This window comes from Bradyrhizobium zhengyangense (genome assembly GCF_022012435.1).
Lineage (GTDB): Bacteria > Pseudomonadota > Alphaproteobacteria > Rhizobiales > Xanthobacteraceae > Bradyrhizobium > Bradyrhizobium zhengyangense.
This window is the reverse complement of the sequence record NZ_JAKLUA010000051.1, coordinates 1-11,802: the sequence shown is the minus strand read 5'-3', so window position 1 is coordinate 11,802 and position 11,802 is coordinate 1. Positions and strand designations below refer to the sequence as shown.

The following is an 11,802-nucleotide window of genomic DNA, read 5'->3' as shown; positions in this document are numbered from 1 at the left end:
CACACCGTAAGCAGCCCGCGCGAAACGCCATTGCGCCGCGCAACCTCGGAGATGTTCGCACCCTCCTCAAAGCTCTCTGCCACGATCCGGGCCTTCTCCTCGCTAGTCCACCGACGCCGTCGGCGCTCCCCGGTGATCACCTCGACGCGACGATAGGCGTCATCTTCCTGCCTGGCATCAAGCATGGCATTTGCCATCGTTCCACCTCCACCGATCAGCTCATGCCAGGCTTTATCGAGCGCAAACCGAGCGGCGGCTCGGTGGGGGCCACATGCCGGTTACTGTTCAGTTACACACCGCGCCGTCGCCGCAGATGAAGAGAGCAAAACGGTCCCATTCTAGGCCGCGCTCTTCTTGATCGATATCGACTGATGTCGCCGGTGCTGCAAAGGGGACGTTGAGTTTCCGACTTATGTCGCGATGCTTCGACCGCTAAGGCGACGCAAATCGATCGTCCGCCCTTTCTCAAGCATTTGTCGCCTGATTTTCTCAAGCCCCCAACTGGCATGCGGCTTGCTGGTTAGAGATTGCGATCTGGTCGTAATACGGAGCGCCTAAAACATGAACCACGATACGTCAGTGAAGCTATCCGAGCGCGAAAAACAATGCCTCCAGTTGGGGGCAGAAGGGAGATCGTCATGGGGAAGGAACTGAAGATCACCGAGAATACGGTCAATTATCATGTTAAGAACGCCCGGCAAGAGCTTGATACGAGGACCCGCGTCCTGGGTATCATCAAGGCGATACGCCTCAAGCTGATCTCAGATCCGTCGCAGGAGCGCGACGAGGATAAGGACTAGCGCGACGTCGAGCTTTCGCGACGGCCTCAAGTCCCGGGAATGCTGCGTGGATGGCATCATGCGAGCCTTGGCAACTAGTTCGCGTCGGCTCTCACCGGGGCCTTCATACGCGACACCCGGGACGCCCGCGCTGACGAAGTTCTCGTGCTAGCAGGCGCGCATTATTGAAATTGCCGAAGGAGCCATCACCGTGAACGCGCACAGGCCGTGCGGTCGAGTCGACGATCCGCTCGACCATGTCGATGAGTTGGCTCCATGATCCTTATTGGCGTCTCGCGAGCCGAAAGAGCAGGCAGAATTGGTAGGCCCGCCGCCCACGGGCTTCGAACCCTGCGTTCTTGGGATCACGCTGGAGAGCGCATCGTGAGCTTCCATGGAAAAGGAGAGTTCGCTGGTGGAGCATATCTGAGCGCGCGGCAGTTCTGTAGGCGACGGCTCAGCCCGTCGATCACGGCGTTTTGGGCGGATCGTGTTCCGTGGCGTGGTGTAGCTGGCGGCAGGTCACCGCCGATGTTCCGGCGGGTCGGAAGGCATCAGCCTGCCACAGCGGGCAGAACGACGATGATCGCTCAATGACGCGATGGTTTCCAGTGTCATGTAGCGGGCGCGCTGGAGGACCCATTGGTCGTTTTGCTCGAGCAAAAACGCACCAACGAGGCGACCGATGGCGTCTTCATTGGGAAGATGCCGACGACTTCGGTCCACCGCTTATTCCGCCGTTGAGGCCCTTGATCGGATCGGTCGAGTGGAGCTTGGCGTGGTGCGGAGCCGGGAAGCTCATATAGGCTCGCACGCCGAGCTCGGCTTCGTCCATGAGGGTCGCGAGCTTGGACAGTTTGAGGCCGGAGCTGATCGGCGACCTTGCGCCACTGCGCCCTGGCCGCTTCAACATTGTGTTGGGCGAACGCGGTGGCGATGAAGGCGGACACGACGCGCCGGCCGGCTCTTGCCGCATGCGCGAAGACGTTGCGCATGAAGGGGACGCGCGGCAGCGCTGCCGGGTCGCGTTGAGCGCCTTGCTGACGGCGGCCTTGATGCCCTCATGGGCATCGGACACAACCAGCTTTACGCCACGTAGGCCGCGGTGGGCGAGCTTGCGCAGAAAAGTCGTTCAGAACGCCTCGGCTTCGGACGGGCCCATGTCCATGCCGAGGATCTCGCGCCGGCCGTCGCCGTTGACACCGGCCGCGAGGAACACCGCGAGCGAGACGATGCGGCTATTCTGGTGCACCTTCAGGTGGGTGGCGTCGGTCCGCAAATACGGCCAGTCGCCTTCGATCGGGCAGGCGAGGAAAGCCTTCACACCTTGTCTTCGATGTCACCGCAGAGCCGGCTGACCCGGCTTTTGGAGATCCCGGTCATGCCCATGGCCTGCACGAGATGATCCACCGAGCGGTTCGAGACGCCCTGCACGTAGGCCTCCTCGTCACTGCGCTCAGCGCTTTCTTAGCCATGCGGCGCGGCTCCAGGAACCCGGGAAGTAGCTTCCTTGCGCAGTTTGGGAATGCGTAGTTCAACCGCTGGCACTCTGCTCGCCGTAGGCCGCTCCGGTCTGTACGGCGACCTCCAGCTTCATCAGCCGTTGGCGGCAAAGCCAATCATCTCGCGCAGGTCTGGGGCCTTCTCCACGGGCGCGCGAAGCTTCATCATCTCGTCGTTTCGGAAGTTGCGGGTGGTCGTGCGCAAGTGAATCCCATGTTCGGCTAGAGAGCCGTAGAAGGTTAGCAGCGCGGCACGATTATTGATAGACAATCTGATCACCTGGCCCTACTTGGCGCGGTAATTTTCCACTAAGACGTCGATCGCCGCTTCGCCGGACGCCGGTTCGGCGCCAGACAAACCTCACGCAGGAATCAGCTCGCCATCTCGAGCCGCCCCGCGGTTGCGACATTCGGCCGCGCTACTTCGATCGGGCCGCTGCCGGCCTGATCGTTCGCGACGGACCATAACCATGCCACAGGACACGGCGCTTTCGTCGGCTTCAACTCCTTTTACCGTGGCAAGATAATTTCGTGATAGCTTGCCCAGAAGTTGCCGCGGCGCGCAGGACATTGGTCACTGGGTCGTCGATCTCGTCGGGCTGACGAAATGGGATATGTTTGCAATCTCCTTCGCGGCATATCGCTCTCCTTGAGAGCTTCTGGCATGCTTCGGCACTGGCCTCGTTACCCCGCTTTTCTCATGCCGTGCGTAGCTCCCTTCTGCATGCCTTTAAACCTAAGACGTGCAACACAACGAAGTCGCGCGCTGGTCGGAGCTATCGAAGCAAGCCATGCTGGCGGACACACTGTTCGTCTTTGTCGGACCATCCGTCTAGCTCACCAGCTATACTTGTAAGTCGGCTCACAACCGCCACACCAGTGTTTGTAGGCGGCGCAAGGCGCGATCTGTGTCTAGTTTGTGACATTGGCGCCAAACGCGTCTGGTTCAGAACACTGCCCGAATTGGGCGCCGGGGGGTTTTCAAAAGTGCGATCATAGGCCTAACGCGCTCCGACCGCTGGCACACTCATTGCAAACACGCAGTACTAAGAGTGCTGAGTGCACGCACGCGATCGATGCTCTCCACCCGTTTCTTAGAGACAAGCGGTCAAAATAAGTCGCGTAGGGTTTGATAATATGTCGGACAGCAACGTGGCGCTGCGCATGGAATCTTTGGCTCCTCCCATCAAGGTGGGGAGTTGGCTGCGTGGCCAGCCCCTTGCGAACTTCGAGTGCGGGAAAGTCTACATTGTCGAATTTTGGGCAAGTAGGTGCGGACGATGTATGACGGCGGCGATGCCCTATCTCGTTCAACTGCAGGAGAAATATAAAGATTGCGGAGTTGAGGTCATCGGAGTCGCATGTGGCGAAGAAGCACCAACGGCGGACGAGGCCAGAACCAAGTTGGAGGCGTGGTTGACCGAAACGTCTCCGAAACTGAACTATCGGATTGCGTTCGACTTCACAGGCGAGATGAAGCAGCTTTGGGGAGACCCCAGTTTTGCTCCGGGATTCCCATCTCTTTCGTCGTCGATCGCGACGGCCACATCGCGTTCATAGGACATCCAATGCAACTCAATGATGTTTTGCCGAAGGTTCTTCAAGGGGTCTGGCGAACCAGCGAAGAAGCTAAAGCCGCCGACGCGAAGCGGATTGAGCAGAACCAACGGGTAGCCCGCGAGCTAACGCCCACCTCGCCAATCTACGCTAAACTTCGGGCGGCGCTGTGGGCAAAGGATTGGACGACGGCGCTCTCGGCGGTCCAAGAGGGGCTCGTCTTGATGCCGGACGAAATCGACCTTCGTGAGATTCATGTCAATCTGTTGCTTCACAAAATTCGCGACTTACGGGCCGGCTTGCCCGTCATGCGCCAATTGGTTCGTGACGCGATCGATAAAGGGTCCGAGGAATTGATGACGGTGGCTCTAACCCAACTCTTCGATCCGGCAAATGATGCCTCGCACCTCCCCCTTGCCGAGCGCTTTGCAATGGGCAGGGATTTGGCTGAACACATTTTATGGCTGAATCCACCGCAAGCCGATGGCTATAAGTTCCGGTCTTATGGGGCGATCGCTGAGTACTATTACGAGAGCGGCAACAAGGAACGGGCGATCGAGTTGATCGAACTGGCACTGACCTCGCTGAGCGATTCGAAGCTCATACAGGAAGAAGAGAGACAGTATTATGTGCGGCCGTTAATTCAGGCCCTGGCCAAGTACAGCACTGAGAAGGCTTTAGAGGCGCTTTTGTTTGGCTCCGCCTCACCGCCAAAGCTAAGGGCGAGTATTCAGACGCGTGAAAATGACGCATGAGCGACAATAAAATCACAGAGGCCGATCTGGCGCAGCTCGCCGGCACCGGGCATCGCCTGATGTACCAGATCGTCGAAATGCCCGCCCCCGGGACATTCGTGCCGTTCGTCGACGGTGCCAGCAAGGCGGCGCTAACCATCGCAGAGACGCGGGGGTCGAAAAAGATCGGGCTTTCCAATACCCTCAACCGTAAACTGATCCCGCGCAAGGGACCGGACCCGAACTGGCGCTGCCGCGAGCAGGCCCGCTTCGACCGGGGCGAATATCAAAAACCATTCTTTGCGTCCGGCGTCTGGTGGGCCGACCAGATTCCCAAAGACCATTTTCTGCATGTTTCCAGGAAGGACAAAAGCAAGATTGCCTTCACCGAGAGCGTGGAAAATGGTGAGCGAGACCTCCACACTCAGATGAAGGTCGGAACCTACCTGCAGAAGTACCTTGCCGACTTCGTCGGCGCGGACGAGATCACCCAACTCGCCAACCTGTTCGCGGCCGATCAGCAGGGCCTCGAACTGAAGCTAGCGCGAACACCGGACGAGATCGAGCATGTCTATATTGTCGGCCCGTCCAGCTGCATGTCAGGACCGGTCGAAAAGCTCGGCAAGTATGGCGGCTACGGCAATGCCACGGAGCACCCGGCGCGCGCCTATGGCGCCGGCGATTTGGCCTGCGCCTATGTGGAACGCAAGAATGAAATCATCGCCCGGTCGATCGTCTGGCCGAAGCGCAAGATCTTCACCCAGATCTATGGCGAGGATCACATGCTGCTGCGCTCGATGCTGATTCGTGCCAGCTACAAACCAGCCCATAGCGGCAAAGACTTCGAAGGCGCTCGCTTCCTCGAGCTTACGGTGATGCCATACCTCGACTTCGACATAAGCATGGAGCCACTGTACGAGGACGGCAGCACCGGCCGGCAATCCGCCAAGAGGCGGGCGCGGCTCCGCAACTACAAGCTTTACGTCGGCCGCTATAGAACCACCAAGTGGCTGTTAAGGGAGTATGCAAGCGGGCAGCGCTCGAGCGGCAGATCGGCGAGTTAATCAGGGCAGGTGCGATGTTAGGGCTTAACCGAACTCCCCGAAGTATCCCACAGCGCTCGCCAATAATTTGGTCGTTCGGTCAACTGCCACGTCTAAGCATTTATCTAGATAATGCATGTCAGCTATCGCTTGAGCCACACGAGCGCGATCGGCTTACCTCGATCGAGAACTGGCAGAACATCCCGAGAATGTCCGCCGGTCACATGTCCCAACAAAGGAGTCGCGATGCAATCACAGTCAGTTCTCGGCAACCGCCCTAAACCATGCGCCTCACTTGCAGAAATGCTGCGCGCTCAGATCTGCTCCAACCGCGACCTCTCCTTCCTCATGGAAGCTCACGATGCGCTCTCCGGCGCAATCGCCAAGCGCGCGGGATTCAAAGGTCTGTGGGCGTCGGGCCTCGCAATCGCCTCCTCTCTTGGCTACCGAGATGCCAACGAAGCATCATGGAGCCAACTCGTCGACGTGGTCGAGCGGATCGTCGACTCGACCGAACTGCCTGTGCTCGTTGACGGTGATGGCGGCTTCGGGAACTTCAACAATGCACGCCTGCTGGCACGGAAACTCCGTCAGCGCGGCGCTGCCGGCGTCGCGCTTGAGGACAGCTGCTTTCCGAAAATGAACTCGTTCATTGGCGATCGGCATCCGCTCGCAGATATCGATGAATTCTCCGGCCGTCTGCGGGCAGTGAAGGATACAGTGGCGGAAGACTTGGTCCTCGTGGCTCGGATCGAAGCCCTGATCGCCGGCCATGGAATGGACGAAGCACTGGTACGCGCTAGTGCTTACGCCGCTGCGGGAGCCGACGCGATCCTCATTCACTCGCGTAAGAGCACGGCGGACGAGATACTCTCGTTCGCGAGTTCCTGGCAGAACCACCGACCTGTCGTAATCGTTCCAACAAAATACTATCGAACGCCGGTCTCGTCATACCGTGATGCCGGCATCTCTACCGTGATCTGGGCCAATCACTCCATGCGAGCTGCGACTGCGGCAATGCGGCACGTCTGCGGCCGCATTATCGCTGAGGAAGGCGTTGCCAGCATTGAGCCAGCTATCGCGACCCTTGAAGAGATCTTCGAGTTATTAAGGTACGACGAACTCGCTCGCGCGGAAGAGCGATATCTTGACCCAGGATAGGTCTTCATCCACCCGATATCTCGTTCTCGATCGATTGTTGCGGTTCAATCGCCCTTGTCGATAGTCCCGCTTAAAGTATCTGATGATCGGCCAGGCAACGGATGTCGCCGCAGCAGCTCCGTTAATGAAAGGGTCGATCGTTTCTCCTGTCGGATCGTGGCTCGATTTCCGGGTTTCCGCACGAAACAAACCGCGGCAACCCTCTCGCCAATAGACCACGACCATTTAAGACGATGAACCAGGTGCAATTCTGGGCGCTACCCCGAGGTCGACAATCGTTGCGGCCCTGCACGATATCATCGAGTCCGGAGCTACAAGGCCCGCACAGAAAAGCTTCTTGCTTGTCTGTTCGAAAGTTGCAGCTCGCAGCCATGCATGCGACGATCTCAGGCGTTACGCCATCGACAGCACCGAAGATCTTTGAATTGCAGAGCGCATTCCACTGAAGCCAATGCCTTACAGGTTGTGCGATCAACTACCACACTTATCAATTGATATGGTGGCGTCGGTGCATCAAATATTTGACCGACGTGCGCCCGACTGCTCACACGTCACTTGCAAGGAATTCCGCATGCGACCCGAATCACAGTCTGTTCTTGCCAATGCACGTGATCAATGCGCTGTACAATCGACCGCAGAAATGCAGCACGGTCAGTGCGTCCTCTCCTTTAGCGTGGAAGGGCGTGATCGGCTCGCTGACACGATCATCCGGCGCGCAGGTTCCACATTCCACCGATGTGCCACGCCGATTGGCCACGACGGAGTCGCTCGCGCGCTGTTGGTGAACACCGCCTCAGTAGCGGTTTCGAGCACATTGGTTTGGCGTTGCGGTTTCCGATACTCCGGCGGGAGGACGTTCTGCTGCCCTTTTCAATCGAAAGGACGCATTGCCTGGATTGAGGAGGGAGCGCCTATCTCGAGTGGCTATGAGGCTTCATCTGCTGCGGAGTTCGCCGTAATCGAAGCGCGACCTATGACTGAGCAGATCGCGAAATGCGGCCGAGTGGTTCGATCGTGAAAGACCACAATCAGCTCAGGAGGAGCGCCTGCTGGCGCAACCACTGTCTTTGCTTTTAGGTTCGGGCACTGCCGCCGCTCGTGACGCAGCTAAGTTAGCTGCCGATGGCGCCGTCCGATCATCGATCTGGCGGCGGGTGAAGTGATCATCGATCCACCATCATCGGCCCGCGAGGGGGCAATTGCCGCCATCAAGGCCAAGATAAACCGCTATACGGATGCCATCGGCCTGACGCCGCTTCGCAGCGCCGTTGCCGAAAAGCTGTCATCGGAAACCGGCATCGGCTGGCATTTGAACGATATCGTTATAACTGCTGACCTGCCACTGAATGTTCATCCAGCGGCAGTTAGAGTCTCGAAGCGGATGCAAAACAAGGGCTGCTCAATGTTGCGTTGGCTCTGCTGGATCCGGGTGACGAGGCCATCGCCATTCGTCCCTGCCGGCCGACATTCCCGTCCCAGGTTCTTCTCGCTGGCGCAAAACCCGTGTTCGTTGATGCCCGCCCGCCCCGATATAATTCCGATATTGACGCAATCCGCGCCGCTGGTACACCGCGCACGAAATCCATTATCGTCAACTCGCCCAACAATCCTACTGGTGCAGTCTATGATCGAAGTACCCTTCGAGCTATCGGAGGCCTCGCATCAACTACCAGTTATGGATCTTTTCCGACGAATGCTATTCCAGCTTCGTATTCACTCGTGAGCGCCATGAATCGATTGTCATGGCGCAGCCCGGCGTACGTTCACGGACGATCCTGGTCAACGCTTTCTCCAAGGAACTGGCGATCACTCGCTGGCGACTGGGCTATTTAGCAGCCCCCCGGAGATCGTTTCTGCGGCCAGGAAGTTGCAGGGACATATGACCTCGAACGCCAATGTGATCGCGCAGCACGCGATCATGCACCACCTCAAAATCCATGACGGCTGCTCTGAGCGGCTGATGCATCGGCGCCTTTCTGACGCTCGTGAGATAGGACTTCTGCACCTCCTCCGAATAAGTGGACACCTGTAGTAGCTCAGAGAGCCCGGAGGTATCGAATGCCAGAACGTCAACTTCGATGGTTCACAGAGGACTACAAACGCTAGGCCGTTGAACTGGCGGTATCGAGTGGTCGATCGATCGGATCGGTCGCCAAGGAGCTCGGTCTGCGCGGTGCTGCGCCGCTGGATAGACAAATTCCGGCAGGAGCCGGCATCGGCGGCGTGGCGGCCCACCACGCAGGCGACGCCGATGCCGAGATCCGGCAGGTCCATCGCGAGAGCAGCCAGCGGCAGTTCTCGAGTCCACGCCGCCCTGCGGACGCGGGGACGTGGGCCAGCCGTGGCCGGATCGAACGGCTGATGCGACGGCATGGCATTCGGGCGATCATGGCGCCGCCATGTCGCGTCCGCACCACCGACAGTCGCCACAATCTGCCGATCGCACCAAACCTGATCGCGCGCGACTTCACCGCCGCGGCCCCAAACCGGGTCTGGCTGGCCGATATCACCTACGTCCCACGGCGGAGGACTGGCTGTACCTGGCAGCCGTCATGGACCTCTTCAGCCGCAAGATCGTCGGTTGGGCGATGCCGGATCACATGCGGGTCGAACTCGTCTCCTCCGCACTGACGATGGCGCTTCGCCAGCAGCGGCCGGACGCCGGATTGGTCCATCATTCCGATCGCGGAGTGCAGTACGCTTCACACGAGTATCGCGCGGCCCTTACCGCCGCGGGCCTGACGCATCGACTGCTACGACAATGCCCCGATGGAGAGGTTCTTCCACACCCTCAAGACCGAGCTCGTTCATCATCGTCAGTACCAGACCCGTGCCGAAGCCCGGCGCGACATCTTCGCCTTCATCGCGGGCTTCTCCAATCGAACCAGGCTCTATTCCGCCATCGGATATATCCCTCCGATCGAGATGGAGCTAAAAGCCGCTTAAACCCGTCCGCTTTCTCGGGGGAAGATCAGAGCGCAAAAAGAGGTCAGTCTGACGCACTATCGAGATTGAAGACCGCGTTGAGCGGGGCGACTAACGGCGAAAATCGAAGCATTGTTGCTGATGGATGTTAGGCTCCGAACCACATCTTTCGTCTTGTCTGCAATGTTCTTTGTCCGTCACTTGCGCTCGCTGTCGTGACAATCGGCATTTCTTCTCTCCGCACAGCCGGGACACCCGAGGACCCAACAGCATACAACCTATCGCCACGGCCGATTCAACCCTCATGCGAGCCATCCTGGTGTGAGATAGTTGCAGTAGCTACGCTATCGCCTTGTTTGCTACCTTCAAACTCGCGTCACCAATCCTCTCAAGGTGATGCGGGGGCGGACTCGGCGTATCCCCCGATCCAGTCGTGTGCCGCCCCCACTCTTCGCGAGCGGTCTGAAGAAGATGCGGTGAAACCGGGGGCGTTGCATCTCGTTGCCTCCCCGGAAGCCCATCTCGTCGCAATATAAGACGCGAGAAGCATGCGTATACGATCATCAGCATCACCGCGGAAGAAGGGCGGACGAAGCGCGATTGAACTTTGCGTGAGCGCTGATCTCGTCTTGATTCAGTTCTCCCGCGCGGGCGTTTCGTTCAGCTCCTTGAAGAGGTCGCCGCCGGCCCCTGGCCGCTTTCATCCAGCTCCGGTCAACTGCCAAGGTTAGCGATGGAGCGAGATGAAAAAAGGCGCTATTTTTCAAGATCGGCTTGCCTAGAACGAGACGGCATCCCGAACCTGTTCACACTCCTTGGCTGTTGCGGATGTCGCGGCTAACTCGATGAGAATTCCGTCCACTGAAGCAAGCCCGGCGAACTCCTGTTACGTCGCGCGTTCATCAGCGCTAGGGTTCGTTTCGGCCGGAGCCGTATCCGAGCAGTCAATGAGACCAAGAATGGCTTTAGCAACTACTAAGACTCTCGAGCGCACCAATGTCTGAGCGTTCTTCCAGGCCAAGAGCATCCGCCGCGAAATCGTGCAGACCTCGGCCGAGCAGGGCAACCTCACACTGCGCTAATAGCGGCCGGGCCAGTTAGCTACGATAAATGATTCTGGCAGAGACGACTTCTGAGTGTGATTTTTTGCTGGAAGCTCTTGCTCCTGTAGAAGCCCCGTCCTATTTCAGCTGCGTCTGCGCTAGCACTCGTAGGCATCGATTGCTCACAAGGTTGAAGTCTCAACTCGTGCAAATATTAGGAGGACTGCATGAAATTCCGTCCGCTTCACGACCGCGTCGTGGTCAAGCGCATCGACGCAGAAGAGAAGACCGCTGGCGGCATCATCATTCCCGACACTGCCAAGGAAAAGCCCTCCCAGGGCGAAGTCGTCGCCGTCGGCCCCGGTGGCCGCGACGAAGCTGGCAAGCTGATCCCGATCGACCTGAAGGTCGGCGACCGCGTGCTGTTCGGCAAGTGGTCCGGCACCGAGGTCAAGATCGACGGCCAGGACCTGCTGATCATGAAGGAGAGCGACGTGATGGGCGTTCTCGAGGTCGCCGAGTCCAAGAAGAAGGCGGCTTAAGAGCCTCCCTCCTCCCTCCAGTCAAACACCTTAAGGAAAATTCCAGATGGCAGCCAAAGAAGTCAAATTCTCGGTTGAAGCGCGCGACAAGATGCTGCGCGGCGTCGACGTCCTCGCCAACGCGGTGAAGGTCACGCTCGGTCCGAAGGGCCGCAACGTCGTGCTCGACAAGTCGTTCGGCGCTCCCCGCATCACCAAGGACGGCGTCACCGTCGCCAAGGAGATCGAGCTCGACGACAAGTTCGAGAACATGGGCGCCCAGATGGTGCGCGAAGTCGCCTCGAAGTCCGCTGACGCGGCCGGCGACGGCACCACCACCGCCACCGTGCTGGCCCAGGCGATCGTGAAGGAAGGCGCCAAGTCGGTCGCCGCCGGCATGAACCCGATGGACCTCAAGCGCGGTATCGACCTCGCGGTCGAGGCTGTGGTTGCAGACCTCCAGAAGAACTCCAAGAAGGTCACCTCGAACGACGAGATCGCCCAGGTCGGCACCATCTCGGCCAACGGCGACCAGGA

9 protein-coding genes and 3 pseudogenes are annotated in these 11,802 nt (G+C 58.9%); 10 read left to right on the top strand and 2 right to left on the bottom strand.

What is annotated here, in order from left to right:
- The coding region (locus tag L6637_RS41690) for a transposase (RefSeq protein WP_377803224.1) at window positions 1–197 on the bottom strand (197 nt) is incomplete at its 3' end.
- A 441-nt stretch (window positions 198–638) separates the two neighbouring features.
- On the opposite strand from L6637_RS41690, the gene L6637_RS41685 reads away from it, so the two are divergent.
- Window positions 639–800 carry a helix-turn-helix domain-containing protein gene (locus tag L6637_RS41685; protein WP_232995617.1) on the top strand — a complete coding sequence of 54 codons (162 nt, stop codon included), beginning with the start codon at window positions 639–641 and terminating at the stop codon, window positions 798–800.
- 501 nt (window positions 801–1,301) lie between these two features.
- Here L6637_RS41685 and L6637_RS41680 read toward each other — a convergent pair.
- Window positions 1,302–2,450: pseudogene (locus L6637_RS41680) on the bottom strand (IS256 family transposase).
- 968 nt (window positions 2,451–3,418) lie between these two features.
- Between L6637_RS41680 and L6637_RS42760 the strand changes: the two are divergent.
- The 9 genes and pseudogenes from L6637_RS42760 to L6637_RS41640 form a co-directional block, all read left to right on the top strand.
- Window positions 3,419–3,841 (top strand): TlpA disulfide reductase family protein, encoded by a 423-nt coding sequence (locus L6637_RS42760; RefSeq protein WP_308421721.1) that lies wholly within the window; start codon window positions 3,419–3,421, stop codon window positions 3,839–3,841.
- Window positions 3,842–3,849: 8 nt separating this feature from the next.
- The gene (locus L6637_RS42755; RefSeq protein WP_308421720.1) at window positions 3,850–4,593 is read left to right on the top strand and encodes a hypothetical protein; all 744 of its coding nucleotides are present in this window, start codon (window positions 3,850–3,852) and stop codon (window positions 4,591–4,593) included.
- Complete coding sequence (locus L6637_RS41665) at window positions 4,590–5,636, top strand: hypothetical protein (RefSeq protein WP_128929790.1); 1,047 nt, start codon at window positions 4,590–4,592, stop codon at window positions 5,634–5,636. The genes L6637_RS42755 and L6637_RS41665 overlap by 4 nt, the downstream gene beginning before the upstream one ends.
- A 282-nt stretch (window positions 5,637–5,918) precedes the next feature.
- Window positions 5,919–6,776: a phosphoenolpyruvate mutase gene (gene aepX, locus L6637_RS41660; RefSeq protein ID WP_128930179.1), complete on the top strand. Its 858-nt coding sequence runs from the start codon at window positions 5,919–5,921 to the stop codon at window positions 6,774–6,776.
- 1,410 nt (window positions 6,777–8,186) lie between these two features.
- Window positions 8,187–8,366, top strand: a pseudogene (locus tag L6637_RS42555) (DegT/DnrJ/EryC1/StrS family aminotransferase); the annotation flags it as partial.
- 71 nt (window positions 8,367–8,437) lie between these two features.
- Window positions 8,438–8,659, top strand: a complete 222-nt coding sequence (locus tag L6637_RS42550; RefSeq protein WP_308421724.1) for an aminotransferase class I/II-fold pyridoxal phosphate-dependent enzyme — start codon at window positions 8,438–8,440, stop codon at window positions 8,657–8,659.
- Between the two features lie 407 nt (window positions 8,660–9,066).
- Window positions 9,067–9,722: pseudogene (locus L6637_RS41650) on the top strand (IS3 family transposase); the annotation flags it as partial.
- Between the two features lie 1,249 nt (window positions 9,723–10,971).
- Complete coding sequence (locus L6637_RS41645) at window positions 10,972–11,286, top strand: co-chaperone GroES (RefSeq protein ID WP_128955103.1); 315 nt, start codon at window positions 10,972–10,974, stop codon at window positions 11,284–11,286.
- Between the two features lie 46 nt (window positions 11,287–11,332).
- Window positions 11,333–11,802 (top strand): TCP-1/cpn60 chaperonin family protein (locus L6637_RS41640; protein ID WP_276575822.1); only part of this gene is annotated, 470 nt, incomplete at its 3' end.

Bases quoted from the DNA above. Each gene is read 5' to 3' on its own strand.
- L6637_RS41685 (WP_232995617.1), top strand. From the start codon at position 639: ATGGGGAAGGAACTGAAGATCACCGAGAATACGGTCAATTATCATGTT.
- L6637_RS42760 (WP_308421721.1), top strand. From the start codon at position 3,419: ATGTCGGACAGCAACGTGGCGCTGCGCATGGAATCTTTGGCTCCTCCC.
- L6637_RS42755 (WP_308421720.1), top strand. From the start codon at position 3,850: ATGCAACTCAATGATGTTTTGCCGAAGGTTCTTCAAGGGGTCTGGCGA.
- L6637_RS41665 (WP_128929790.1), top strand. From the start codon at position 4,590: ATGAGCGACAATAAAATCACAGAGGCCGATCTGGCGCAGCTCGCCGGC.
- aepX (WP_128930179.1), top strand. From the start codon at position 5,919: ATGCTGCGCGCTCAGATCTGCTCCAACCGCGACCTCTCCTTCCTCATG.
- L6637_RS41645 (WP_128955103.1), top strand. From the start codon at position 10,972: ATGAAATTCCGTCCGCTTCACGACCGCGTCGTGGTCAAGCGCATCGAC.